27 protein-coding genes are annotated in these 26,287 nt (G+C 43.9%); 11 read left to right on the forward strand and 16 right to left on the reverse strand.

Annotation, left to right across the window (positions count from 1 at the left end; translation table 11 throughout):
* Window positions 1–14: 14 nt before the first annotated feature.
* Entirely contained in the window at window positions 15–914 is a 900-nt protein-coding gene (locus ABDD95_RS06640) for a hypothetical protein (protein ID WP_345951122.1), read from the reverse strand.
* Window positions 915–1,017: 103 nt separating this feature from the next.
* On the opposite strand from ABDD95_RS06640, the gene proS reads away from it, so the two are divergent.
* The 3 genes from proS (at window position 1,018) to ABDD95_RS06655 (ending at window position 4,678) form a co-directional block, all read left to right on the forward strand.
* On the forward strand, window positions 1,018–2,490 hold the full coding sequence (gene proS / locus ABDD95_RS06645; RefSeq protein ID WP_345951123.1) for a proline--tRNA ligase: 1,473 nt from the start codon (window positions 1,018–1,020) through the stop codon (window positions 2,488–2,490).
* A gap of 90 nt (window positions 2,491–2,580) precedes the next feature.
* Window positions 2,581–3,720: a cystathionine gamma-synthase gene (locus ABDD95_RS06650; RefSeq protein WP_345951124.1), complete on the forward strand. Its 1,140-nt coding sequence runs from the start codon at window positions 2,581–2,583 to the stop codon at window positions 3,718–3,720.
* Between the two features lie 100 nt (window positions 3,721–3,820).
* Window positions 3,821–4,678 carry a TIGR02757 family protein gene (locus ABDD95_RS06655; RefSeq protein ID WP_345951125.1) on the forward strand — a complete coding sequence of 286 codons (858 nt, stop codon included), beginning with the start codon at window positions 3,821–3,823 and terminating at the stop codon, window positions 4,676–4,678.
* Between the two features lie 208 nt (window positions 4,679–4,886).
* Here ABDD95_RS06655 and ABDD95_RS06660 read toward each other — a convergent pair whose 3' ends face one another.
* Window positions 4,887–5,174 (reverse strand): hypothetical protein, encoded by a 288-nt coding sequence (locus ABDD95_RS06660; protein WP_345951126.1) that lies wholly within the window; start codon window positions 5,172–5,174, stop codon window positions 4,887–4,889.
* A gap of 203 nt (window positions 5,175–5,377) precedes the next feature.
* Here ABDD95_RS06660 and ABDD95_RS06665 point away from each other — a divergent pair, with 203 nt between their 5' ends.
* Window positions 5,378–5,761 carry a hypothetical protein gene (locus ABDD95_RS06665; RefSeq protein ID WP_345951127.1) on the forward strand — a complete coding sequence of 128 codons (384 nt, stop codon included), beginning with the start codon at window positions 5,378–5,380 and terminating at the stop codon, window positions 5,759–5,761.
* On the opposite strand, the gene ABDD95_RS06670 is transcribed toward ABDD95_RS06665, so the two are convergent.
* A complete protein-coding gene (locus ABDD95_RS06670) occupies window positions 5,758–6,189 on the reverse strand; it encodes a hypothetical protein (protein ID WP_345951128.1) in 432 nt (143 codons plus the stop codon). The genes ABDD95_RS06665 and ABDD95_RS06670 overlap by 4 nt on opposite strands.
* A 242-nt stretch (window positions 6,190–6,431) precedes the next feature.
* Here ABDD95_RS06670 and ABDD95_RS06675 point away from each other — a divergent pair, with 242 nt between their 5' ends.
* The gene (locus ABDD95_RS06675; RefSeq protein WP_345951129.1) at window positions 6,432–8,324 is read left to right on the forward strand and encodes an ATP-dependent DNA helicase RecQ; all 1,893 of its coding nucleotides are present in this window, start codon (window positions 6,432–6,434) and stop codon (window positions 8,322–8,324) included.
* A gap of 12 nt (window positions 8,325–8,336) precedes the next feature.
* Here ABDD95_RS06675 and ABDD95_RS06680 read toward each other — a convergent pair whose 3' ends face one another.
* The 6 genes from ABDD95_RS06680 to trpS all read right to left on the reverse strand — a co-directional run bounded on the left by ABDD95_RS06680 (window position 8,337) and on the right by trpS (window position 13,823).
* Window positions 8,337–9,023: a hypothetical protein gene (locus ABDD95_RS06680; protein WP_345951130.1), complete on the reverse strand. Its 687-nt coding sequence runs from the start codon at window positions 9,021–9,023 to the stop codon at window positions 8,337–8,339.
* Window positions 9,024–9,089: 66 nt separating this feature from the next.
* Window positions 9,090–10,427: a peptidoglycan DD-metalloendopeptidase family protein gene (locus ABDD95_RS06685; RefSeq protein ID WP_345951131.1), complete on the reverse strand. Its 1,338-nt coding sequence runs from the start codon at window positions 10,425–10,427 to the stop codon at window positions 9,090–9,092.
* 95 nt (window positions 10,428–10,522) lie between these two features.
* Window positions 10,523–11,146, reverse strand: a complete 624-nt coding sequence (locus ABDD95_RS06690; protein WP_345951132.1) for a hypothetical protein — start codon at window positions 11,144–11,146, stop codon at window positions 10,523–10,525.
* 129 nt (window positions 11,147–11,275) lie between these two features.
* Complete coding sequence (gene kdsB / locus ABDD95_RS06695; protein ID WP_345951133.1) at window positions 11,276–12,013, reverse strand: 3-deoxy-manno-octulosonate cytidylyltransferase; 738 nt, start codon at window positions 12,011–12,013, stop codon at window positions 11,276–11,278.
* Window positions 12,014–12,088: 75 nt separating this feature from the next.
* Window positions 12,089–12,703: a deoxynucleoside kinase gene (locus ABDD95_RS06700; protein ID WP_345951134.1), complete on the reverse strand. Its 615-nt coding sequence runs from the start codon at window positions 12,701–12,703 to the stop codon at window positions 12,089–12,091.
* A gap of 124 nt (window positions 12,704–12,827) precedes the next feature.
* On the reverse strand, window positions 12,828–13,823 hold the full coding sequence (gene trpS, locus ABDD95_RS06705) for a tryptophan--tRNA ligase (RefSeq protein WP_345951135.1): 996 nt from the start codon (window positions 13,821–13,823) through the stop codon (window positions 12,828–12,830).
* 40 nt (window positions 13,824–13,863) lie between these two features.
* On the opposite strand from trpS, the gene ABDD95_RS06710 reads away from it, so the two are divergent.
* From ABDD95_RS06710 to ABDD95_RS06735, 6 genes are all read left to right on the forward strand, one after another.
* On the forward strand, window positions 13,864–14,601 hold the full coding sequence (locus ABDD95_RS06710) for a lysophospholipid acyltransferase family protein (RefSeq protein ID WP_345951136.1): 738 nt from the start codon (window positions 13,864–13,866) through the stop codon (window positions 14,599–14,601).
* Complete coding sequence (gene gatC, locus ABDD95_RS06715; protein ID WP_345951137.1) at window positions 14,591–14,887, forward strand: Asp-tRNA(Asn)/Glu-tRNA(Gln) amidotransferase subunit GatC; 297 nt, start codon at window positions 14,591–14,593, stop codon at window positions 14,885–14,887. The genes ABDD95_RS06710 and gatC overlap by 11 nt, the downstream gene beginning before the upstream one ends.
* Window positions 14,888–14,972: 85 nt before the next feature.
* Window positions 14,973–15,530, forward strand: a complete 558-nt coding sequence (locus ABDD95_RS06720) for a sugar O-acetyltransferase (RefSeq protein ID WP_345951138.1) — start codon at window positions 14,973–14,975, stop codon at window positions 15,528–15,530.
* A gap of 174 nt (window positions 15,531–15,704) precedes the next feature.
* Entirely contained in the window at window positions 15,705–16,025 is a 321-nt protein-coding gene (gene trxA / locus ABDD95_RS06725) for a thioredoxin (RefSeq protein ID WP_345951139.1), read from the forward strand.
* Between the two features lie 72 nt (window positions 16,026–16,097).
* Window positions 16,098–17,018: a DUF58 domain-containing protein gene (locus ABDD95_RS06730; RefSeq protein WP_345951140.1), complete on the forward strand. Its 921-nt coding sequence runs from the start codon at window positions 16,098–16,100 to the stop codon at window positions 17,016–17,018.
* A 170-nt stretch (window positions 17,019–17,188) separates the two neighbouring features.
* Entirely contained in the window at window positions 17,189–18,655 is a 1,467-nt protein-coding gene (locus tag ABDD95_RS06735) for a glycoside hydrolase family 130 protein (RefSeq protein ID WP_345951141.1), read from the forward strand.
* A 141-nt stretch (window positions 18,656–18,796) separates the two neighbouring features.
* Here the strand turns inward: ABDD95_RS06735 and ABDD95_RS06740 are convergent, their stop codons facing one another.
* The 7 genes from ABDD95_RS06740 to bcp all read right to left on the reverse strand — a co-directional run bounded on the left by ABDD95_RS06740 (window position 18,797) and on the right by bcp (window position 26,286).
* Window positions 18,797–19,807 (reverse strand): glycosyltransferase family 4 protein, encoded by a 1,011-nt coding sequence (locus tag ABDD95_RS06740; RefSeq protein ID WP_345951142.1) that lies wholly within the window; start codon window positions 19,805–19,807, stop codon window positions 18,797–18,799.
* Window positions 19,808–22,084 (reverse strand): glycosyltransferase family 4 protein, encoded by a 2,277-nt coding sequence (locus ABDD95_RS06745; protein WP_345951143.1) that lies wholly within the window; start codon window positions 22,082–22,084, stop codon window positions 19,808–19,810.
* 308 nt (window positions 22,085–22,392) lie between these two features.
* The gene (locus tag ABDD95_RS06750) at window positions 22,393–23,583 is read right to left on the reverse strand and encodes an aspartate aminotransferase family protein (protein WP_345951144.1); all 1,191 of its coding nucleotides are present in this window, start codon (window positions 23,581–23,583) and stop codon (window positions 22,393–22,395) included.
* 131 nt (window positions 23,584–23,714) lie between these two features.
* On the reverse strand, window positions 23,715–24,164 hold the full coding sequence (locus tag ABDD95_RS06755) for a hypothetical protein (RefSeq protein ID WP_345951145.1): 450 nt from the start codon (window positions 24,162–24,164) through the stop codon (window positions 23,715–23,717).
* An 11-nt stretch (window positions 24,165–24,175) separates the two neighbouring features.
* Window positions 24,176–25,114 (reverse strand): hypothetical protein, encoded by a 939-nt coding sequence (locus tag ABDD95_RS06760; protein ID WP_345951146.1) that lies wholly within the window; start codon window positions 25,112–25,114, stop codon window positions 24,176–24,178.
* A gap of 51 nt (window positions 25,115–25,165) precedes the next feature.
* Entirely contained in the window at window positions 25,166–25,720 is a 555-nt protein-coding gene (locus ABDD95_RS06765) for a sigma-70 family RNA polymerase sigma factor (RefSeq protein WP_345951147.1), read from the reverse strand.
* Window positions 25,721–25,821: 101 nt separating this feature from the next.
* A complete protein-coding gene (gene bcp, locus ABDD95_RS06770) occupies window positions 25,822–26,286 on the reverse strand; it encodes a thioredoxin-dependent thiol peroxidase (RefSeq protein WP_345951148.1) in 465 nt (154 codons plus the stop codon).
* Window position 26,287 lies beyond the last annotated feature (1 nt).

Genomic DNA, 26,287 nt, shown 5'->3' on the forward strand with positions numbered 1-26,287 from the left:
TATGCAATAAGATATTAAGGTCTTGATGGACGGCCGCCTCCTCTGCTACCACCACCGCCGCCACCTGATGATGAACTACCGGATGATTGTGAGCCAGAAGACATGCTCCTGTCTACAGAAGCTGGTTGATAGGTTGGGCGACTAACCTCAGTACGTTGCGGGCGGTAAACTGGTTGAGGGCTTGCAGCGCCGCGTGTTGGTCTTGCGCCGTTGCCACCATAAGTGTTGCCTTCTACGCTGCTGGTTCTGCGGCCGGGATAGCTCATTGTGTTTGGATAATTGCCATTATAGCCAACCGGACGGCCGGATGTGCGGCCTCCTGTATTAGAACTAGGGAAACCTGATCCACGGTATGGACGTGCCCTGGCTACCGTATTGTTAGCCGAGTAAACACCCCAGTAACCGCCGCCATAGCCGTACCCAGTACCCCAGTAGGAGTAAGGTGAGTATAAGCCACCGTAGCCATAGCCTAAACCATAGCCATAACCCCATGGGTTATATCCAAAGCCGCCGTAACCGTACCCGCCGTAACCATAGCCTAAGCCAAGGCCCAAACCCCAGCCCCCGCCGTATGACCCAACGCCGGCGTAGCCGTATGGGTTATTGTAAGCATATGGCGAATACCCGTAATAGTAATCATCATAATAATCAAACGGTGAGTTGTAACCAAAACGATTTATACGTGATGAATAGCTATCATAATAGTAATAATCATCATCATCGCCGGTGTTGGATTGTGTGTACAGGTCGCCGCTTACAGGCTGGCGGTAAACAGGCGCCTCGCCGGCTTCAGCCTTGCTAAAATAAACGTCATCATCAACTTTCTGATTAGACGCAACTTTATTGGTGGTTGAACAGGAAGCCAGTGCTAGTGCACTTAAAAGAACGAAGGTGTGCAGTATGTTCCTTTTCATTTTATAGGGAAGTTAAAAGTTGAAGTTTAAAAACATAATTAATTTATAAATTTGACGCAATATAACACATTCAATAGTCAAAATCTATTCCACAAAAGTACATATGAGCAAGGGGATTATTAGTAAAGACGAAGATTACTCGCAATGGTTTAATGACCTTGTAATAAAAGCTGATCTTGCCGAATATTCACCGGTAAGAGGCTGCATGATCATTAAGCCATACGGCTATTCCATTTGGGAAAAAATGCAGGCCGCGTTGGATAAAATGTTTAAGGATACCGGGCACAGCAATGCATATTTTCCGCTGTTTATACCAAAATCTTTCTTCTCAAAAGAAGCGAGCCATGTGGAAGGATTTGCTAAGGAGTGTGCGGTTGTAACACATTACAGGTTAAAGAACGATGGTGAAGGGAACATTATTGTTGATGAGGATGCAAAATTAGAAGAAGAACTGATTGTTCGTCCTACCTCTGAAACCATCATCTGGAATACCTACCGTGGGTGGATACAATCTTACCGTGATTTACCCATTTTAGTTAACCAGTGGGCTAACGTGGTACGCTGGGAAATGCGTACACGTTTATTTTTACGTACCAGTGAATTTTTATGGCAGGAAGGCCATACTGCGCACGCCACAGCCGAAGAAGCTGTAGCCGAAACAGAACAAATGCTGGAGGTTTATGCCGACTTTGTGGAGAACTGGATGGGCGTGCCGGTAGTAAAAGGCCGTAAAACACCTAACGAACGTTTTGCCGGTGCGTTAGATACCTATTGTATTGAAGCGTTGATGCAAGACGGAAAAGCTTTGCAGGCAGGTACATCACACTTCTTAGGTCAAAACTTTGCGAAAGCATTTGATGTAAAGTTCACCAGCAAAGAAGGTAAGCTCGATTATGTTTGGGCCACCTCATGGGGCGTATCAACCCGCTTAATGGGCGCGCTTGTAATGACCCATTCTGATGATGCCGGTTTAGTATTGCCGCCAAAATTAGCGCCTATACAGGTTGTAGTGGTGCCTATTTACAAGCATGATGAGGAACTGGAGAACATACGTACCTACGTTAAAGGTTTAACTGCCGAGTTGCGTGCAAAAGGTATCTCCATAAAATTTGATGACCGCGATACACAACGCCCAGGCTTTAAGTTTGCCGAGTATGAGCTGAAAGGTGTGCCGTTGCGTATAGCCATAGGCAGCCGCGACATGCAGAACAGCACGGTTGAACTGGCACGGCGTGATACCAAAACCAAGGAGACCGTAAACCAGGAAGGCTTAGCCGACCGTATTGAAAAGCTGCTGGAAGAGATTCAGGCTAATATTTACCAAAAGGCATTTAATTTCAGAGCCGAAAACACCACCGAGGTTGACAGCTACGAAGAATTTAAACGTCTGCTTGACGAAAAACCCGGCTTCCTTTCTGCCCACTGGGATGGCACGTCTGAAACTGAGCAACGCATAAAAGAAGAAACTAAAGCTACCATACGCTGCATACCTTTAAACAACAAACAGGAAGAAGGTAAATGCATTTTAACCGGCAAGCCATCAACCCAAAGGGTGTTGTTTGCAAGAGCGTACTAAATTGAGTTAGCGGTTGCCTGTTGCAGAAAGTATCTTGGGTATATTAAGATTAACATAGGTAGCAGACAACCGGGTATAGAAAACATAATTATGAAATTCGCAACTAAAGCTATACATGCAGGCCAGCACCCCGACCCAACTACAGGTGCGGTGATGACGCCTATTTATCAAACGTCAACCTATGCCCAGGCTGCGCCGGGCGATCATAAAGGTTACGAGTATTCGCGCGGTACTAACCCTACGCGTAAAGCGCTGGAGGATTGCCTGGCAGCCTTGGAAAATGCAAAGTACGGCCTGGCCTTTTCAAGTGGCATGGGCGCTACTGATGCGGTAATGAAGCTATTAAAGCCAGGCGATGAGGTAATAACCAATAATGATTTGTATGGTGGTTCTTACCGTATCTTTACCAAAATATTTGCTAACTATGGCATCAAGTTCCATTTTGTGAATTTGCATAAACCTGAAATTATCAGTGAGTATGTAAACACCAATACCAAAATGATATGGATCGAAACGCCAACTAACCCCACCATGCAGGTGGTAGATATACAGGAAGTAGCCGGCATAGCCAAAGCCAGCAATGTAATGCTGGTGGTTGATAATACTTTTGCCTCGCCATACCTGCAAAACCCAATGGATTTAGGGGCCGACCTGGTGATGCATTCAGTTACCAAATACATTGGCGGTCACTCTGACCTGGTTATGGGGGCTTTGATGATGAATGATGAGGACTTGTATAAACGCTTGTGGTTCATCTATAACTCTTGCGGTGCTACACCTGGGCCAATGGATAGTTTTTTGGCGCTGCGTGGTATTAAAACGCTGCACCTGCGCATGAAAGCCCACTGCGAAAACGGTCGTGCCGTTGCCGAATTTTTGAAAGATCACCCTAAGGTGGAGCGCATTTTTTGGCCGGGCTTTACCGATCATCCAAACCATCACATTGCCGCAAAACAAATGCGAGATTTTGGCGGCATGATCTCTATTGTGCTTAAAGGAGCCGATTTAAAGGAAACTTTCCGAATTGCCTCTAACTTCAAAGTATTTACACTGGCCGAATCATTAGGTGGCGTGGAATCGCTCATTAATCACCCTGCTACCATGACGCATGCCTCCATACCCCGCGAAACCCGCGAAGCTGCCGGCGTAGTTGATAACCTGCTGCGCATCAGCGTAGGCGTAGAAGATATTGAGGATTTGCTGGAAGATTTGAAGAACGCATTAAGCTAGAATCAAGAGTAGAGAGTCAGGAAGCATGACATTTAAGGTCATATTAGGCAATATGGATCTTAGTCTTGATTCCTGACTCTTTATTCTTTACTCTCCATACATGGTTACCGACATCAAAGCCTTTCTCGATTCTAAAGTAGCGCAGTACAACCGGCCGGAGTTTATTGAAAACGACCCTATTATAATCCCCCACCAGTTTACGCTACAGCAAGACATCGAGATCATGGGCTTTTGGGCCGCTACACTGGCCTGGGGGCAGCGGGTAACCATCATTAAAAAATGCCGGGAGTTGATTGCCTTGATGGATGGCGCTCCGTATGACTTCATTGTCAACCACCAGGAGCCCGACTTGAAACGTTTGCTCAGCTTTAAGCACCGCACTTTTAACGATGTTGATACCCTTTACTTTATAAGCTTTTTTAAACAGCATTATAAGCAGTATGAGAGCTTGGAGGATGCGTTTTTACCCCCTGGCCGCCCGAAGGTAGAGCAGGAGTTGCCAAGCCCCGAATATGATTTCTCTTTAGGGAACCCGGGAGGAGCCGGCTTGGAAGCTGAAGCTATGCTCAATCATTTCCGTTCTTACTTCTTTTCGCTGCCCGATTATCCGCACCGTACCAAGAAGCATGTATCATCGCCATCGCAAAAATCGACTTGCAAGCGGCTGAATATGTTTATGCGATGGATGGTACGTAAGGACGAGCAGGGGGTAGATTTTGGCATTTGGAACCGCATCAATTCGGCAGAACTGGTTTGCCCTTGCGATTTGCACGTAGACCGTATAGCACGCAGGCTGAAACTCATTACCCGCAAGCGAACCGACTGGCAAACCGCTCTCGAACTTACCGAACACCTGCGCCAGTTTGACCCGCTCGACCCGGTAAAATACGACTTTGCACTGTTTGGACTGGGGATAGAGGAGCGCTGGGGGCTGGATAACATACTGGCAGGCTTATAAGAGTTAGGAGTAGTTGATTGTTTACAAGCGGAGCCGTCATTTTTCGCCACGTGGTTTTTGTCGGTACTAGATTTAAGCTGCGTTCAAACCCATGTTAATGTGGGAAAAGAAGCGACCTTTACCTTGAACATTTCGTCTGCATAGTGAACACTAATCTGTGTTTTACCGAGCATGAATTAATGCTTATCAGCTAATTGCTGCTGCGCGTTTAACTGTTCCCATCAACCTTTGGTTTTTCCATTAATAAGGCTTGTTCTTGCCGTACTATGATGCTTCTGATGCTACGGAGAGCCTGTAATTGCAGTTTGGCGCCAAAGTATACATCCCATTCCATTAAATTAAATGTGTGCTTGAACTGAAATCCTTTGCGGTTGGCGGTAAGCACAACCGCCTTGGTAGGAATGTGAACAGCTCGTAAATCCATTTCATCAAAAAAGTCTTTGAAAAAGCTGCTTACAGTCTCTTCCAGTACGTTGAGCGTTAAATCAATTTCCATGTTTAAATTAGTTTTATAAAAAGGCCCGTCAAATACATGACGGGCCAGGATCGGCTAGTACTAGTATGATCTTCACCGCTATCACAAAGCGTTTTTTGCTTTCAATAGACGTTTTTTTGACTATTAAGAAATAAAAAGGTTTAATTAGCTGTTTAAGCGCTTGCTTTAGGGAACCGATGCGACAAAATTCAATATATTTAATTATGCAAAACTTTACGCAATCTGCAGGCGATACGGAACTTATTGCGGCCTTTTTAAACGGGAAATCCGAACAGACACTTGCTTTGTTCCACTACTTTGTACAGCAATACGCACGGCTGGGAAACATCATGCTTCATCCTACTAAAACCATGATTGCCATAGGCCATCCCGATAAACGTGTAGCCTGGATAACGCAGCTAGGTAAGAATTTTATACATGTAGTATTTCCTTTTAAAGAAGCCTATTACGATAATTTATGCTTCACCAAAATTGGCTTGGTACCTGGCAGCACAAGTCAGGTTAATCATCATTTCAGAATGTACAGTACAGATGACCTGACAGATGAGGTGCTTAAATTTATGCGGTTGTCATTAGAGCAGCATTAATCAACAAACTGCCGGAGGTGCTGTCTAAGTTCTGTTCTGATTTTGTAATAGTTTTTTGGCGACTCATCCTTAAAGTCCAGCGTCTGTACTTCTTCCCAATTAGGTAGTACAATAGCCGGCTTGCCGCCATATTTAATTAACGTGCCGCGTACCCGGGCATACTCACCTAACAGGTAGGTGTAGTTTTTTAAATACTTTAACCCAACTGTATTATCTTTTACTATTACTGCAAGCTGGTGTTTAGGGGGATGATCGCCTATATATATTAATGTGGTTTTAGTGTTCGCTATTTTTCTGATTTCGTAAACTTGTCCGTCCACGTAACCATACCGGCCAATGTTTGCCGCAGCCTCTTTAGCTTCAATAACTTGCGCAGATAACTTTGATGTTAGTAATAGGAGCGTTGCTAAATAAACTAATAGTTTCATGCATTGAATATAGGAATATCTTTGTATTGATATTATCGATAAGGCTTCCGGAGCCAATTCCCACGGCATGCACTTTAAGTACAATTCGGTACAAGCGTTTTAAATTAATTACCGCGCCACCGTTCACAGGGTTAGACTGCCAATTAGTATGCTAACGGGCATTAGCCTGCTGTAAAGCCGACAAATCTACTTCGCCCGCACACACCCAGCCTCAAAATGCGTTATACTTGCTGTACCAAAACATGACCATAGCGCAAATACTACAGCATTACTGGAAACATGAGGCTTTCAGGCCGTTGCAGCAGCCCATTATCGAGTCGGTAATGCAGGGGCGCGATACGCTGGCCTTGCTGCCCACTGGTGGGGGTAAATCGGTTTGCTACCAGGTGCCTGCCCTGGCTATGGAGGGTATTTGCCTGGTTATTTCGCCTTTAATTGCCCTGATGAAAGACCAGGTAGATGGCCTGAAGGCAAAGGGTATTGAGGCTATTGCCATTGTATCGGGCATGGGTAAGCGCGAGGTAGATATTGCACTTGATAACTGCATTTATGGCCCGGTGAAATTCTTGTATCTCTCGCCCGAACGGTTGATGAGCGACTTGGTTAGGGAACGCATCAAGTACATGAAAGTAAACCTGATTGCGGTTGACGAGGCGCATTGCATATCACAATGGGGATATGATTTCCGTCCGCCTTATTTGCACGTGGCCGATTTGCGGCAGCTGCACCCCAAGGTGCCCATCCTGGCCCTGACAGCGACGGCCACAGCCGAGGTAAAGGACGATATACAAGATAAGCTGCTATTCAGGGAACGCAATGTTTTTCAGCAAAGCTTTGAGCGGCAGAATATAAGTTACCGGGTACAACATGAAGAAAATAAGCTTCGCCGTATGCTGGAGGTGGCGCGAAGTGTTAATGGCAGCGGCATTGTTTATGTGCGCAGCCGAAAGGAAACTACCGAACTGGCCCGCTTCTTTAACGAGAACGGCATCCCGGCCGATTATTACCATGCAGGCCTGAGCGGTGATTTGCGTACCGCCCGGCAAGAGCAGTGGAAAAACAATCATATACGTATTATAGTAGCCACTAACGCCTTTGGTATGGGTATTGACAAGCCCGATGTGCGTTATGTAATGCACAAAGATTTGCCCGAAAGCCTGGAAGCCTACTATCAGGAAGCCGGTAGGGCGGGGCGCGATGAGCAAAAAGCTTACGCCGTGCTGTTTTATAACGAAAACGACCGCCTTAAACAGCAACGTAAATTTGAAGTAGCATTTCCAACCGTAGAAGAAATTAAGCAGGTATATCATTACCTGGCCAATTATTACCAGCTGGCCTATGGGGCTGGCGAGGGTATGAGCTTTGATCTGGATTTGGCTGATTTTAGCAGTCGTTTTAAGCTCGATGCCTTGAAAAGTTTAAATGCGCTTAAGTTTTTGGAACAGGGCGAATACCTGTCATTCAACGAAAGCGTTTTTCTTCCTTCCCGTTTTCAGTTTGAGATAGGGCACGAGGAATTATATAATTTCCAGATACAAAACCCGGCTTGGGATCCTTTTATAAAAACGCTGCTGCGCTCATACGGTGGCGCATTTGAGAACTATACCCGCATGCGCGAGTTTGATATTGCCCGGCGTACTAACCTCAGCGTACAGCAGGTAACTGATGCCATGCAGCAGCTGAATGACTTTAGTGTTTTAACCTACCTGCCGCAAACCGATAAACCGCAGGTTACCTATCTTAAACCCCGCCAAACGTCAGACCATTTATGGATTGACCGCCAATACCTGGAAAACCGTAAGGCCGTGTACCGCAAAAAAATGGAAGCCATGCTGGGCTATGTAACCCACAATCAATGTCGTAGCCAGCAATTGTTGGCATATTTCAACGAGTTGAACGCTCCAAAATGTGGCGTGTGTGATGTTTGCCGCCGTGAGAAGCAGGCCCAAAACGCTGGTCAGTTGCAGGGCTTAATTACCGAAGAAATACTGCAGCTCTTAAACACTGGCCCTTTGCATCTCGAACAGCTAGTTACCTCGCTTAAACACGGCAAAAGTGCCGACAGACTGACCGTGATCAGGCAGTTGCTTGATAACGGCCGGGTTAAAAGCAATGGCGAAGCTTATTACCTCTGATGCTGTTTTTACCTAAATAGGCTTACGGTAAGTGGTAACTCCCGGAATAGCAAATTTAAAACCCAGTGTGAGCTGGTGAAACATGTCATTACTTTTACCGCTGAGGTTACCATCCAATTTATCGCCAATAAGATAATTGAATTGATACCCTACATCAATTTTCATGAATGGTTCATCCTCTACAAAGATCTTAAATTCATAACCCAATCGAGCCGGAATAAACATTGAATAATCAACTACCTTATCATAGCCTGTGGTATAGCTGCTACCGGATGCAGCAATAGTGTTTACGTTTGATCGAGTATAAATAACGCCTATACCCGGACTGATATACATATTTTTTAAAGTGTTTAAAAAACTGCTGCTGTTATAATCTACAAACTCGCCCAATTGAAACTGTACCCTGAAACTTGGCGCCAGATAGTTAGTTTTAAAATCTCTCTGTAACGAATTAGCATAGTTACTGTTTCCCATAAACTGACCGCCTTGTATCTCTGCAACGTAATTTATGTAAGGTGTTTGGTTGTAAGTTATGCCCGCCAAACCAAGAACGGCAACATCTGAGTTCCTTTCATCGGTAAATGACTTGCTGATACCTCCGGATATGCTGAAGTCAAATCTGGAAAATTGGTTAATGACCTGGCCTTTTGCAACCAGCTGTAGCAAAATGAATAAGGCTACGAAATAAGATTTTTTCACAAGTTTAACGCTATACAAATTTTTGGTTAAACTTATTAATATATAATTAACTCCGGGCAGGGAAAACTACTCAATTTTCATATTTATCCAGCCCGTGTTTTCGTTATCATCAGTAATTAAATAATAGTTTTTGAACGAGCCTCTGATAGCCACCTGCGTACCGTTGGCCAGGGTTGCTTTACGGGCAGCCGTTGCACTATCCGGTGCATCTAACAGCGGCCGGGCTTGATTGAGGGTAATACGGCGCAGAGTAGCTGTTGCTGTGGTTACGTTACGGCTTTGTATGTAGCCCTGCGTACCGTCAGGAAGGGTGGCTTTGTACCAGCCGTCTGTGGCTGCTTCAAGAGTAAGTGGTGTGCTAATGGGTACAGATTGGCGGGTAAGTGCCTTGTCAGTCGGTTCGATATGTAGGGCGTTGTTGCGGGCGGTTGTACGGGCCGTGGCATTGAGCAATGTTAACGAGGCTTTGATAGGAGGTGGAGACTTTACTTCGCGGTCGACAAAAATCAGCGGATCAATTGCCCCACCGTTAGTGTAAATGCCAAAGTGCAGATGCGGCGGTGTAGTGCGGGCATTACCAGTGTTACCTACCAGCCCAAGGGTGTCGCCTATGCGTACAGTTTGTCCGTCTTGCACCAGTTGTTTGTCCAGGTGGGCATAATACAGCGTATAATCGCGGTTATCGGGGTGCATAAATACTACCAGGCCGCCCAAAGTGTTTTCGGTGACCTTGGTTACCGTGCCATTGGCAGCAGCAATGGCTGGTGTGTGTTTGGTAGCAAATATATCAACGCCCTCGTGCCGTCGGCCGCCGTTATCGCGCCCATCGCCCCAAAAGCTCCCTATATGCGGCTTGCCGCTTGATGAAACCGGAAAGCTGAGTGAAGGGCCGGAAGTGATGGTAAGGGTGTATTCGCCGCTGCGCAACAATTCTGGCTGGAGGCGTAATACGTATTTACCGTTCTCCTTAACCTCGTATTCCAAGCTGCGGCCGCTAGTATCTGCCGAGGCTAAAACTTTTTGTTCGGTCGCGCTTTGTTCCTGCAGCAGATCTATATAGATGGAGAAATTGGTCTGCGGCTTTTTAGTTAGGCTTATATTTAGCTTTTGCCCACGCCGGGCATCGAATCGCAAAGCAGTAACTGGTATTTTTTCGGCCGAAAAATAACCGGTTTCCTTGTATGGAATGCTAATGTTTAAAGGATTGCTAACGCTCAACTGCCCTTTTTGCAACCAGGCGCTGCCCATAGCTGAGCGTTCTAATCCAGCATCTTTCAGTCGTTGGGCATAGGCATCATGTGGCGACAGTTTGTTAAACAGCGCAAGCGGGCCTCTTTTGCTGCAAGAGCAGCAAAGCATTGCTGTTAAAAAGATTAAAAAAAGACAGGCAGAATAATTCTTCATCACCAAAGTTTAATTTCTTAAACCTGATGTATGATGAAAGGTTTTAAAGTATGGAACGTAGTACAAGTAACAGGTTTGCATCAGTTTACATAGCGCTACCTGCCCAGCCATATTTCTATATATCCAGGCTTTGCCTTGGCATCTACATAGTATTTGGCTGCAAAGTTTGATGCATCAAATTTAAATCTTACAAATTCTGCTATCTTTTCAGCCTGTTGCTGATCAGACATGTTGAAATACCTAACCTCCGGTGCATCGGGCCGACCAACATCAATGATATTTTTTGCTCCCATTACTTTGAAACCAGCTGAAGTAAGTTTGCTGTTAAGGTCGGTAAATGCTATAGCCTTATTTTTACTGCCTGTTAGTAAATAAAGTCTGGCGTTATTTATTATAGGCGGTTCAAGAGATTGAGCTGCTGCCGGTTTAATTTGTGGAATGGTCTCTGGGTCTTTTTCGCTTTGCAGTATGTACCTGCTTACACTATCCCTTACGTCTGATTCTTTAATTAAGTTGGTATGAACAAGCAGTTTAAGCGTTTGTAAACGTTCTTCGGCAGAACTTGACTCCAAAGCCTTTAACACCAGATCCGACTGATATTTTCTTTCCGCGAGCTGAACATTCCAGTACCCTTGAACGACGCCTCCCACAATTGTCCCTAATATGGCAAATAAGCCCGATAACGTAATAGTAATTAATGGTAAATTCTTATTCTCCATAACCGGTTGGTTTACTGCTGCTTATAATCAAATATAAAAACAGTAAAAGGTGTAGGCGAACGCTTTTTTACTTGTGTAGCAAAATGGATAGTAAGAGTACAATGTTTCTGCACTCGTAATGACAGCTAATTATTTAGTAGCCTGTTTTAGCTTTTCCAAGTCTTCAGGCGTATCTACCGCTTGTGTTTCTAGCTCCGTTTCGGCTACTTTAATACGGTAACCGTTTTCAATCCAGCGTAATTGCTCCAGGCTTTCGGCTTTCTCTAATAACGAAACAGGTAAACGTGTTACAGCCTGCAACACCTCCGAACGGAAGCCGTAAATACCAATGTGCTTGAAGTAATCAAAATGTTCAAACCACTGTTCCGGCTCCTGACCACGTATATGCGGCACGGCCGAGCGGGAGAAGTAAATGGCGTCTCCCAGCTTGTTCACAATTACCTTCGGCGAGTTGGCGTTATGCAGGTCGGCAGCAACCGTAATCTTTTTAATGAGGGTAGCTATTTGTGTACCAGGAGTGTTAAAACAGGCGGCTACTTTACTGATTTGTACCGGATCGATATAGGGCTCATCGCCCTGTATGTTGATGACGATCTCATATTCGGGATGATTAGCTGCTACTTCGGCGCAACGGTCGGTACCACTTTGATGGTCAGGAGAAGTCATTACTGCCTTGCCACCAAAGTCATGAATGTGATTGAGGATGCGCACATCATCGGTAGCCACAATAACTTCATCCAAACTTGCGCATTTAACACACTGCTCGTACACCCGTTGTATCATTACTTTGCCGGTAATATCAACCAGTGGCTTACCCGGAAAACGGGTAGACGCATAACGTGCAGGTATAATGCCAAGTATTTTCATGTGAGTAAAGTTGTTGGTTGTTTGAATTGAGAAGAAGTTAAAAACTGCTTAATCACTCACCGATCAACTATCAGGCTAAAACAATCCGTTTATTTCGCCTTCAATGCGTTCAATAATTGTGGCCAGGTCTTCGGTGTTATTGGCAAAATCGAGATTATCCATATCTACAATAAGCAGTTTGCCCAGCTTATAACCGGATATCCATTTTTCGTATTTTTCGTTCAGTTTAGATAAATAATCCAACCGGATGCCAATTTCGTACTCGCGGCCACGACGGTGTATATTATTAACCAATTTAGGTATGGAGGCCTTTAGATAAACCAGCAGGTCGGGCGGGTTTATGAATGATGTAATATTCTCAAAAATGGATTGGTAATTATCATAATCGCGGGTATCCATTAGGTCCATATCGTGCAGGTTCTCGGCAAAGATGTAGGCATCTTCATAAATGGTACGGTCCTGGATAATATTTTTTTGGCTCTGCTGTATATCAGTAATCTGGCGGAAACGGCTGTTGAGGAAGTAGATCTGCAGGTTAAAGCTCCAGCGCTTCATATCCTTATAAAAATCCTCCAGATAGGGGTTGTTATCTACCGCCTCGTACTGTGGCTCCCAACCGTAATTTTTAGCTAATAAACTGGTAAGGGTAGTTTTACCCGCACCTATATTTCCAACAATTGCAATGTGCATTTGGTAAAGTTAATAGTTATTGTGTTACTAAGTTAACAGGATAATTGAGATAGCGGCTAAATTTTATGGTTGCGGTTTTATACAAGGCAATTAATAACTATTAACCAACAGCTCAATAATAACTTTAAAAGTTTCTGAATCCTATAATTTCCCGTACCTCTCTAATAGTTTTTTGCGCACTTTCGCGGGCTTTAGCGGCGCCGTAGCGGGCTACCTGGCGTAGGTAGGCCTGGTCGTTGGCTATATCATTTATTTTTTCGCGAATGGGCGCTGTGGCTATAATCATATCTTCGGCCAGTTGCTTTTTCAAATCGCCGTAACGTATTTGCATCGTATTGTATAAGCCATCAAAATGCTCATACGTATCCGTAGTTGATACCACCTTCATGAGGTCGAACAGGTTTTGAATTTCGGATGGCTTCTCCTGGTTTTCGGTAGTTGGGCCGGCATCGGTAACGGCTTTCATTACCTTTTTACGGATCACCTCCGGAGAGTCTGACAAGTAAACAGCGTTACCTTCGCCTTCCGATTTGCCCATTTTGCCCTTACCGTCCAATCCGGGGATTTTGACCAGGTTGCTGCTGTAGTTAAAAGCGTAAGGCTCGGGGAAATATTCGGTGTTATATAAACGGTTAAAACGATTGCCAAAAGTGCGGGCCATTTCCAGGTGTTGCTCCTGGTCTTTACCCACAGGTACTTTGGTGGCTTTATGGATGATGATATCGGCTGCCATTAACACTGGGTAGGTAAGCAAACCAGCGTTAACGTTATCGGGGTTGGCGCGTACCTTATCTTTAAATGAAGTGGCTCGTTCCAGCTCGCCCAGGTAAGCGTTCATGTTAAGGTACAGGTATAGCTCTGCTACTTCGGGTACATCACTTTGTACATATATAGTGGCGCGTTCAGGGTCGATGCCTGCGGCCAGGTACTCTACCAACACCTGTTTTACGTTGCCATGCAGGTTGGCAGGGGTAGGGTGTGTGGTGAGTGAGTGTAAGTCGGCAATAAAAAAATAGCAATTGTATTCGTGCTGCATTTTAATAAAATTCTGGATAGCACCATAGTAGTTACCCAAATGCAGTTTACCGGTTGAACGAATACCACTAACAACAGTTTCCATAATGGGGCGAAAGTAAGGAATTTTTATATTTTTGGCATCGATGAAAAAACTATTGAGAAAAGTACACAGTCATTTTTACCGCTATGGCGTGGCTTTTTTCTATTTTTTGTTATGGCCCTTTCTCTATTACTTTTCGCGTAAGCCGGAGCGTTATGGCTCCATGAATGTGTTTCGCCGCATATGGGGTTTATGCAGCTCCTCAATGGCCGGTATTTTTTATCGTTTCCAGTTCGAGCAGCCTTTAGATTGGAGCAAAACTTACATCATTTGCTCAAACCATACCTCCAACCTGGATATTACGGCCATGAGCATACTGGTCAAAAGTAACTTCTGTTTTATTGGTAAAGAAGAGTTGCTGAAAAACCTCGTGACCAAAATATTTTTTAAAACCATTGATATCCCGGTGAACCGAGACAGCAAGATGTCATCGTTCAGGGCGTTTAAAAGTGCGGCCGAGCGCTTGCAGCAGGGCATGAGCATGGTGATTTTTCCGGAGGGCAAGATACCTGATGATTACCCGCCCCGTTTGCATGAGTTTAAGAACGGGCCGTTCAGGCTGGCCATTGAGCATAAGGTACCCATTATACCGGTAACATCCTTAAACACCTGGAAGGTACTTTGGGACACGGGTTTGGAACTGGGCAGCCGCCCGGGTATTTGTGATGTTTACGTGCATAAACCTATAGAAACCGCTAACCTTACCGTTGATGATGCTGATGCATTGCGCGATGAGGTATATGCCTTAATAAACCGTAAATTTGAAAGCTATGCAAATTGATAAAGATACCGTTGCCAAAATAGCTCACCTGGCCAGGCTCGAAGTGAATGAGCAAGAAACCGAGACACTCATGACCGACATGAACAAGATTCTGGACTTTATGGCTAAGCTAAATGAGGTTGATACGGAAAACGTAGAGCCCCTGATTTACATGACCGACGAAGTAAATACTTTGCGCGAGGATGTGGTAAAGCAAGAAATAACGCACGACGAAGCGCTGCTAAACGCCCCTCAGCAAGACGGCAAGCACTTTTTGGTAGCTAAGGTTATTGAGCAGAAAAAGTAACGATCACAAAGTACAATGTACGGTTATAGATGTGCAGATGTATTCGGAAGTAACGAGCGTGACCTTTGGTACTTATCAAAATTTTATGAAGACCGAAAAAGAAAAAATGCTGTCGGGCGAGTATTACCTGGCCAATGATCCCCAACTTTTACAAGAACGTACCGACTGCAAGCGCCTGCTGCATCAGCTTAATGTTACGGAGTATGTAGTGAGTGATAAAACCAAAGCTATTTTGGCTAAACTCATTCCTAATGCACCGGCAAGCCTTTACATTGAGCCTCCCTTTCATTGTGATTATGGTTATAATATAACTTGTGGTGAGAATGTGTACTTCAATGTTAACTGCGTAGTGCTTGATGTAATGGAGGTGAAGTTAGGCTCGAACGTGTTTTGTGCACCGGGCGTACAAATTTATACCGCTACGCACCCGCTGGATGCCGAGTTTCGCCGGAGTAAAGAGAATGCCGAACCTGTTACCATAGGTGATGACTGCTGGATAGGTGGCGGCGCTATTATTTGCCCGGGTGTTACTATCGGGAATCGCTGTGTTGTAGGCGCAGGTTCGATTGTTACCAAAGATATCCCGGATGACTCTTTAGCAGTAGGCAACCCGGCTAAGGTAATCAGGAGCTTAAAGAAGTAACAAACTATCATTAGGCTTTTAGACGTGCTAAACTATATGCGCTTAGGCTGTACCTAAAGTGGCTAAATACTAACTGCTTTAAAGGAACATAATCTGTTTGTCACTTTGTCATGCATCACTTGTGGCAAGCTATTTGATTATTATATATTTGTTAAAACATAAACAATAGAAATCATGGCTGTAGAAATTACTGACGCTAACTTCGAAGAATTAGTGTTAAAATCAGATAAACCAGTTTTAGTTGACTTTTGGGCAGAGTGGTGTGGTCCTTGTCGTATGGTAGGCCCCGTAGTTGAAGAGATTGCTAAAGAATATGATGGTCAGGCCATTGTAGGAAAAGTAAACGTAGACAATAACCCCGGTGTGTCCATGAAGTTCGGCATCCGTAATATCCCCGCCTTGCTGTTCTTTAAAAACGGTGAGATCGTAGATAAACAAATTGGTGCAGTGCCTAAATCAGTATTAACCGATAAACTGGCTAAACAACTGGCCTAAGCCCGGTTTATAATCATATAAAAAAAGCGTTACCTTAAAGCGGTAGCGCTTTTTTTATTTACTTTAGTTGCAATGGCCCAGCTAAATAATAATCAGGAGATCCGTCAGTTAGCCAACCTCGAGTTGCTGGCCCGCCAGGTGGTGGAGGGCTTCATTACTGGTTTGCACCAAAGTCCGTTTCATGGTTTTTCTGTAGAGTTTGCCGAACACCGTTTGTATAACAGCGGCGAATCGGTTAAGAATATTGATTGGAAACTTTTTGCGAAAACCGATAAATTGTTTGTGAAGCAATTTGAGGAAGAAACTAATCTGCGTAGCTACCTATTGCTGGATACCTCATCATCTATGAATTTTCCGGAAAAAGGGTTAAGCAAACTGCAGTTTTCAGTATATGCCATTGCCTCGTTAATGTACCTGTTCAAAAAACAGCGCGATGCCTTTGGGCTGGGTTTGTTTGCTGACAAGATTGACTGGTTGAGCGCGGCCCGTTCTACCTCCACACATATGTATTACCTGTTTGCGGAATTGGAGAAAGCTTACAATCAGCCCAGGCAAAGTACGCAAACCAATCTGAGCAATGTAATACACCACATTGCTGAGGATGTGCATCAGCGTTCCATGATTATAATTTTTAGCGACATGCTAGGGAACAGCATGGATGCCAACAAAAGCCAGGACCTGTTTGCTGCATTGCAGCACCTTAAATACAACAAACATGAGGTAATCATATTTAACGTAAATGACCGGCGGCACGAGCTTGATTTTGACTTTGATAACCGACCACACCATTTTGTAGATATGGAAAGCGGGCAGGAAGTGAAGGTGCATCCGGGCAGGGTACGCGAAAGCTATCGCCAGGCCCTTAACCAATACCGGCATGAACTCGAACTGAAGTGTGCGCAATACCAGGTAGAGCTGGTTGATGCTAATATTGACGAAGGATATAATCACCTGCTGAAAGCTTATCTGGTGAAGCGTAACAAGGTGATTTGAACGCGTAGCGCCAATGCGTAAGCACTAATATTTCAAAAACCTAAAACTATAGTGAATATAATTTGCTTTAGATAAGATGTTAAACCAGCTTTTTTGTAAGAGCCGGGTATTAAATTTGTTGCGTTAAGTTTTTAGCCAATATACTACTGATATAATATATTATTCCCCATATGAGACTTTCCATCGAGCGTAAGGCTGTTAAAGTAAATCCTGATCCGAAGCGTGTTATTGCCCGATTCTTTTTTAATGGTAACGAACGTTCAAAAGATGTAATACAACGTGTAATGGAGGTGGATGAAGAAAGGGTGTTTAGCCTCATCTCTCCGCTGCTGCAAGAGTATTCCAGTCGTCACCGTAACATAACCCGTGTGCTTAACCGGCATTGTGCCAAGCTCAAGCACCTGTTTACCGAGTTGGAAATCGATTTCGACTCGTTAAGCGTATACCGTAAGTTATTGATAGGCTCGTACTTTACGCATGAGTATTCTATTGAGTCGGCAGCATTTTTTAACCCATCTATTATTGAAGACCCCGACCAAAGTGATTTGGAAGCAGGTGAGCGTCGGGTAATTATTAGTTTTAGGGCAGTAGGTGAGGGCCATATTTCGTCCATTACTTTCCGCCGCGCACTTTTTGATAAAAACAATAATATTACCGTGATGCCAGCTGGTAATTATATTGATGAGGCCGAGATTGTTCGTAATGCGGTTTACAATAAAAAGCTGTTTTTCGAAAAGGCAACTACAACGCAAATTAATGTTGATGTACTGAAGGAGCTCGAAGAAAAGCTGGATCATCATTTTGAGTACACTAATTTGCGCCGGTTAATTCAGGATTCGCAAAGCCTGCAGCATGATGATATGCGCAAACTAGAGTATGATAAAGTGCTTTGGCTGGCCGATTCTTATTATGAGATCGTTTTCTCACTGGATACCGATATATCCGACCGCGTTATCTTCCCTATTTCGGAGTATGAACGTAAGGGTATTGAGGACGCCCGTTTTGTAAAGTTTATAAACGACGATGGGAGCTGGTCGTACTATGCCACTTACACCGCTTATGATGGGGCGCTGATTATGCCAAAATTGTTGCAAACTAACGATTTTATAAACTTCCGTATCATGCCGCTTTATGGTGCAGGCGCACAAAATAAAAATCTGGCCCTGTTTCCGCGTAAAATAAACGGTAAGTATGTTATGATGTCGCGTATTGATGGCTGCAACAATTACATTATGTACTCAGATAAAATAAACATCTGGGAAAAGCCAGAGGTATTGCAAAAGCCTAAGTTTAGCTGGGAGTTTATCCAGATAGGTAACTGCGGTTCGCCTATTGAGACAGAGGACGGTTGGTTGGTGATTACCCACGGCGTAGGTCCTATGCGTAAATATGTTTTAGGTGCCAGCTTACTTAAACTGGATGATCCGGCAATAGAGATTGGCCGCCTTAAGGAACCACTATTGACGCCTAACAACGATGAGCGTGAAGGTTATGTTCCTAACGTTATTTATTCGTGCGGTTCAATAGTTCATAACGATAAACTAATTATTCCTTACGGTTTGTCTGATTATTCCTCATCATTTGCTGAGGTAGATTTGAAAACATTGCTGAACAAGCTAAAAGAGGATGGTGTGTAATTCACATCATTGATAAAGCAGAAAGGCTAACCTCATGGTTAGCCTTTCTGCTTTGTGTACAATTGCGAATTCTGCGGACTAGTGTTAAAAATAAAGCCTGCCAATGGCGGGCTTTATTTTGGGATACCAAGAAGTTACGCGCTACACGTTCAAAATCTTCTCATACAGGCTATAGTAATCGTTTACCATTTTCTCACTCGAGAACTGATCACCTGCCCAATTCCTGCAATCTTGCCGGTTAATGGTGTTAAGGTTTGATACGGCTTTCACAGCTTCATCTATAGTATTTACTAAAAAGCCGGTTTGTTCGTGTTTAATTAGCTCAGGCATCGACCCTTTGCTGAAAGCTATGACTGGTGTACCACAAAGCATCGCTTCGGCCACGCTCATACCAAACGGTTCGTTAAAATTAATGGGATGTAACAGTGCAGCCGCTTTACCTAAAAGCGCATTGCGTTCTTCTGGTCCGGCGTGGCCCACGTATACAATCTGCTCATTATCAATAAATGGTTCTACTTTTTCACGATAATACCCGGCATCTTGTATAATGCCTGCTATCAAAAGTTTTCTATTGCTTTTAAGCGCTATTTCAATTGCCTCGGCAGTGCCTTTGTCATGGTGTATACGGCCAAAATACATCAGGTAATCTTCTGCCTTTGGGCTAAAGGCAAAGTCTGAGGTATTTAATCCGTTATAAACTGTAGCCAAATAATTCAATTCAGGGCTACGGTCGGCATTACTTATAGATACGTAATGTGACGTAGCGTTGTACTTTTTATAAACCGGTATAATACGCTGTGATGAAAAACCGTGTATGGTGGTTATCACCGGTGTTTTAATAAGCCCGGAGTAGGTTAGTGGCAAAAAGTCAAAGTTGTTGTGTATTAAATCAAATTGCCCGGCCTTTTCCATCAGGTTGCTGATGTGCAGGCACTCAAGCACCTTGGCTTCCTGGTTACGGTCTTCCTCGTAACCTGTAGAACAAACAGCATCAAGTTTGCCTGCAGTTATAGAATCGCCGGTTGCAAATAAGGTGACTTCCACGCCTTTTGCTACCAGTCCCTCGGCTATGTTAGAGGCTACTTGTTCCCATGGCCCATAATGCCTTGGCGGTGTGCGCCATGCAACGGGTGATAAAACGGCAACCCTCATTTAGCAAACTTCAGCTTTCTGCCCAAACTTGTTATACTCGTACTCCAGTTCAAACGCTTTTAATACGGTAAGGTGCGATATCATATAAGCAAGTGTACTTTCCGCACCCTGGTTACGGTTAATACCGGTAGGCATCAAGCCATCGCAGCAACCCTTAGTTTCATGGTCATACAATGGTGCGCGCAAGGTATTTTCTCCAAGAAACCATTTGTAGCTCAAGAACATTTTTTCAATGTATTCGGGCTTGCGTAAGGTTTCATAAGCTTGGAAATACATTAGTACCATAGCCATGGTCTCAATAGCTTGTTGATCAAAAGTAGGGAAGGTGCCTCCCCGGTAGTACCAGCCATCATTACCAATAGGGCTTAAATAGCCGTTTGATAAAGTAAGCTTATCTAAAAAGGCCATCGATTCAAGGGCAATCTCCTTAACCTTTTCGTTACTGGTTATTTCGTACGAATGTAATAGTGCTAACGGTAAAATAGCATTGTCATAAGTCATTACCTCTTCAAACCATTGCCACTCCGGGCTAGCAGTCTTTTCGTAAGCCTCTATTAACGGAGCAGTAAGCCTGTTGAGCTCATTCATCATGCCTTCATCGGTAGGCACAGCCTTTAAGTACAAGCATATCCCAATAATGGTGTTAGCCATGCCCCTAATGTGCTGCAGCTTTTGAAAGTGCGGGAATGAGCGATGAAAAAGCTCCATGGCAAACTCGCGGTATGAATTGTGTGCTGCGCAACCAATCAGGTGCCCCAGTGCCCAAATAGTACGCCCAAATGAATCCTCTGAACCAACCTCATCCAAATAGCGACGGTCAAAGCTCAGGAAATTACGGAAGTTGCCATCATCGGTCTGCATGTAATGGATGTAGCTGAGGTATATTGGCAATAACCTGAAAGCCTCGGGGCTTTTATTACGCTGATAAGCCATCAGTGCCATAATTAAAGCACGGGCGTTATCATCTAGGCAATATCCTTCCTTTAAATTAGGTATTCCGTATTTAGCATGCTGTACAATACCAGTATCATCAGTTAAGCGTAATACGTGGGCCAGGTTAAAGGCAGGCATAATTTCGGGGTCAACAATACTGTTACGCAGTATCTTATCTCTAAAATCATGACGGCTGCTGGCCTCTTGTGCAACTCTTATATATTCGGCGCCAACTACCGGCCAACGTAAGTGCAGGCCGTATTCGTAAGCATTTTGTTTAATTTCGTTCCATTTGGCTTCATCGTCAAGTAACTCGTTAACGGTGTCGGCAAGTGCGTCTGCATCTTTAAAATCAAACAGGCAGCCGCGGCCATCGGCCAGCAGCTCGGTAGCATGCCAGTAAGGAGTTGATACCACAGCAGCGCCCGCACCTACAGCGTAAGATAAAGTACCGCTGGTAATTTGCGCCTCGTTATGATATGGCGTAACATAAACAGTCGCAGCTGTTAGGTAGTCAATCAATTCTTCCTCGGCCACAAACTTGTTAATAAAGCTTAAGTGGTTTGATACCTTTAGCTGAGCAGCTAGGCTTTTTAAGTAATCGCGGTATTCCTCGCCAGAGTGCTTTACAACGCCCGGGTGAGTATTTCCTAACACAACATACATTACATCGGGGTGCTTGGCCACAATTTTGGGCAAAGCTTTTACTACCACTTCCAACCCTTTGTTACGGCTAATTAAACCGAAGGTTAAAAGCACTTTTCTGTTTTTAAATGCGGTAAGCCCTTTAACCGGATTTAGCATAGGCGCTTCCAGATCAGGCACACCGTGTTCAATAATTTGTATTTTTTCGGCCGGTATATCGTAAATAGTGGTTAAAAACTCAACAGCACGTTTACTCATCACTATAATTTTGGCCGATTGCTCAGCAATTTCACGAATGATGATCCTTTGTGCGTAGCTAGGCTCGCGTAATACGGTATGTAAGATTGAAATTAGCGGTTTTTCTAAACGATTAAGCAATGGCAGTATATAAATACCGCTTTCGCCGCCGTAAATACCAAATTCATGCTCCATAATACAAACATCAGCAGTACTGGTGTTAATGTAATTTGCTGCACGGATATAATCCTTTTGGTGGTTCTGTCTTATAACATACTTTACCTCCTGTGGATATTCATATTCCTGCAGACTTTCCGAATCATTAACCGCAACAACATAACCGCCGTCAACAAGTGATTCGCGGTTAGGAAAGTTGGCGCTGATTGCACGCATCAGGTTTTGATTGAATGTAGCAATTCCGCACTCGCGGGGAGGATAGGTGGAGATGTACGCTATTTTCATTTTATATAAAAGTATCTGGTGTTAACCGTTAATATTATGTTGAAACAGATAAAGTAATGCAGTAATATACACTTTGACTATAAAACAGGGCAATGGCCGCTCATCGATACTGCATATTCAGGGCTATAGCCCGTATAGAATAATATCATGCTATATATCGCACAAATTGTACCAAAATGTTCCAATTTTAGTGTTTTACGTACACTAAGCCGTATGACTTAAAAGAAACGGATGTGGTTTGTTTAGTTAAGCAGTTGCATAACCAAATGTGCGCAAGTCTTAGCTTACGTTGTAATTTACAAAGTCAACTATACCGCAAATATGTTTATGGCCTGAATTATTGTAGCACAGGCTTCTTTAATTTGTTCAGAAGTGATAATAAGAGGAGGAGCAATGCGCATGGAATTGCTGCAATGTAAAAACCAGTCGATAATAATGCCCTGCTCAATACAATGATCAATGATGGCTTTATTAAGTTCAAAGCTGTCCAGTTCGGCAGCCAGCATCAGCCCTTTTCCGCGTATCTGTTTAATGGCAGGGTGTACCAGTAATTGTTTAAACAGCGCTTCTTTGGCGGCAACTTGTTCAATCAGGTTTTCATTTAATAAAACCTCTAAAGATGCCAGTCCGGATGCACAGCACACCGGGTGCCCGCCAAATGTGGTGATATGCCCCAGAATAGGATTGTTTTTCAGGGCTCCCATTACTTCATTCGAGGCAATGAAAGCGCCCAGCGGCATCCCGCCACCCAGGGCTTTGCCAAGCACCAAAATGTCGGGTATGATGCCAAAATGCTCAAAAGCAAACAGCTTTCCGGTACGGCCAAAGGCTGTTTGGTTTTCATCGAGTATCAATAGCGTGCCTGTTTTGGTGCAGCGGTTACGCAGGGCCAGCATGTATGCTGCATTAGGTACGCGTATGCCTGCCTCGCCCTGTATGGTCTCTATCACCACGCAGGCTGTCTCACTGGTAATGAGATCCAGATCGTTAAGGCTATTGAAATTAATAAATTGTATGCCGGGCAGTAAGGGCCTGTAGGCTTGTTTAAAATCCTCGTTACCCATTATGCTCAGTGCACCTTGCGTACTGCCGTGGTAAGCGTTATGGCAGGCAATGATCTGGTTACGGCCAGTATAGCGTTTAGCCAGTTTCATGGCGCCCTCAATCGCTTCGGCTCCCGAGTTGGTAAAGTATACCGACTGCAAACTTTCGGGCAGGAGGGAGGTAAGCTTTTCGGCGAAACGTACCTGTGGGGTTTGTACGTATTCACCATATACCATTAGGTGCATATATTTATCCAACTGATTTTTGATAGCCTCAATAACCTGCGCATTGCCATGGCCAATGTTACTCACACCAATGCCCGATATAAGGTCCAGGTATGGTTTGCCCTCTGCATTGTACAGATAAACTCCTTGCGCACGTTCAAACTCCAGTAGAAGCGGAAAATCGGTGGTTTGAGCGTTATTTGCTAAAAACAGCTGGCGGAGGGTTAACATGGGGCAAAAATACAAAAGGCCTTACACTTTCCGTGTAAGGCCTTTTGTATTTTTTGGTTAAGTAGTTTGATAATCGGCTCGCAATAGCTAACTATTGAAACAGACTTTGCATGTGCCTTTATCAACTAATCTCAATCTGGTGTTCCGCGTTCGCGGTAAATTTTTATAAGCTCATCTCTAAACTCGCTTTCGCTCCGAAAGACAAGATTCACTTTGGCCTGCGGTAATATCTTTGAAAACTCCTGTGTGTACTTACGTTTGATATCAACCAGTTGCTGATCATAAAGCAAATCCTTATCAATTTGGTCTTTTGAACGGTTATTCAGCATGTTTTGGCGTTTCAGCTTACGCACGCTGGTTATTTCCTGGCTGTACTGCCGATAAAGCGGCCAAAATTTAACTGACTCATCGTCAGATAGGTCCAGCTGCCTGTCAATGTAGTTCTCCCTGGCAGTTTCGATCTTTTTATAAGGAGAAAAATTACCCTTACTGTTCCTGAACGAAGCCGGGGGCTGGCTATAAGCCTTAGCTCCGGCAACAATAAGCAGGGTAACTATTATATATTTAACAAAGTTATTCATTTCAAAATCTTTTATTGGGCGTCCACATAATCCTGAATAGCGGCTCTTAGTGCGTCGTCATCAAGCTGCGAACCGTCAGCTATAACGGTGCGTTCTGTTTGGGTGGCATCTGCCTGGTTTTCCAGGTAGTTCTCCAATACATCGGTTGATACATCTTGTAATTGCTCATGCATAAATGTATGGTTTTGAGCTGCAGATGGTAATGAGGCCTGTTTCATGTAAACAGCCAATCCTACAATGATAGCAAAACATGCAGCAGATGCATACTTAAATGCCGCTGTTGATACCAGTTTTCTTATAACATTGCCTCTTGATGGCATTTGAACCACTTTGGTTTCCGGCTTTTGAGCTGTTTGGCTTAAAATGCTTTGCTGTAACTGATTAAAGTAACCATCGGGCACAGCATAAGCATTGCTGTCAGCGCTTACAGTTTCCTCAATAGTTATGCGGCTTTGTATATTACTGCTTAAACTTTCAAAGTACCCTTCAGGAACGGCAAACTCTTCAGTCTGACCCGCCAGAGCTTCTTCCATAGCTATGCGGCTTTGTACGTTGCTGCTCAGCTCGTCAAAATAGCCTTGCGGTACGGTGAAGCTTTCTGCGGTTTCACCCACCGCTTCTTCTAAGGCAATACGACTTTGTATATTGCTGCTCAGCTCATTAAAATAATTCTTCGGAACCGCGAAACTCTCGCCTTCTGCAGCCATTGCTTCTTCAATGGCAATGCGGCTTTGTATGTTGGTGCTTAATTCAGTAAAATAGTTTCCAGGTAAGGTAAAACCTCCTAAAGCATCGGCTTGCTTAATTTCTTCTAAATGTACACCCGATATAATCCGCTCGCTCAAGTCATCAAAGTATCCGGCAGGCACGCTAAAAGGGTTACCTGTCGGTAACTTTTGGCGCCATGAGTCGTCCTCATGCCAGTCTTTATGTTCTATATCGATTTCCATATCCTACGTTTGATGAAAATAAAACAATAAGGTTTAATGTAAAAATGAAAATTAATCGTGTGAGAGTAAATGCGCCTCAATCTTTTTCACTGCCAGGTGGAACGATGCTTTTAGCGCACCTACACTGGTTCCCAATACTTCAGACATTTCCTCGTACTTCATATCATCATAATACTTCATATTAAACACTAACCGCTGTTTGTCGGGCAGGGTAAGTAAAGCCTGTTGCAGCTTTAACTGTACTTTGTCGCCACTTAAGTAAGTTGAGTCGGCTAATGACTCGGCCAGCTCATAAGATACATCATCCAGCGGTATGTTATTTTTCTGTTTCTTTTTATTTAAGAACGTAATGCACTCATTCGTGGCAATACGATACATCCAGGTGTAAAGCTGGGCATCGCTCCTAAAGCCGGGCAGGTTCTTCCATATTTTAATAAACACGTCCTGCACCAGGTCATCGGCGTCGTCATGGTCAATTACCATGCGGCGCACGTGCCAATATATTTTCTGCTGGTACTTGCTCAGCAGTAAGTTAAAAGCTTCGTTCCGGGTTTTTTCGTCCTGAAACTTGCTGAGTATCTCGGTATCGCTAACGGATGCTGACATCTATTGTTCTTTCTATTGGATGGATGGAATTGTAATAGGTTTAATACAAAACTGTTTTAACTATAACAGAATTAAAGATATTAAATGTTTTTATAATAGCCTTATGCCTTGAGCAAATCCAGTATTTGCTGCGATGAATTCTTGGTGTCAACTTTACTAATGATATGACTTATAACCCCCTCAGGGTTTATAATAAAAGTGGTGCGCTGGGTACCCATATACTTTTTGCCATACATGTTCTTTTCAACCCAAACGCCATAATTGTTTACAATTTGCTGGTCGGCGTCGGCAATAAGCGTAAACGGCAGGTTATACTTGGTCTCAAACTTTTTGTGCGATTTTTCGTCATCGGTGCTAACGCCGATAACTTCATAACCTTGTGTTGAAAGGAACTGGTAATTGTCTCTAAAATCGCAGGCTTCGGCCGTACAGCCCGGGGTATCATCTTTAGGATAAAAATAGAGTACTACGGTTTTGCCCTTATAGTCGGCTAATGATACGGTTTTGCCGTTCTGGTCTTTAGCGGTAAAATTAGGTGCTTTATCACCTTCGTTTAATGTTGCCATA

The organism is Mucilaginibacter sp. PAMB04274 (assembly GCF_039634385.2).
Taxonomy (GTDB): Bacteria; Bacteroidota; Bacteroidia; order Sphingobacteriales; family Sphingobacteriaceae; genus Mucilaginibacter.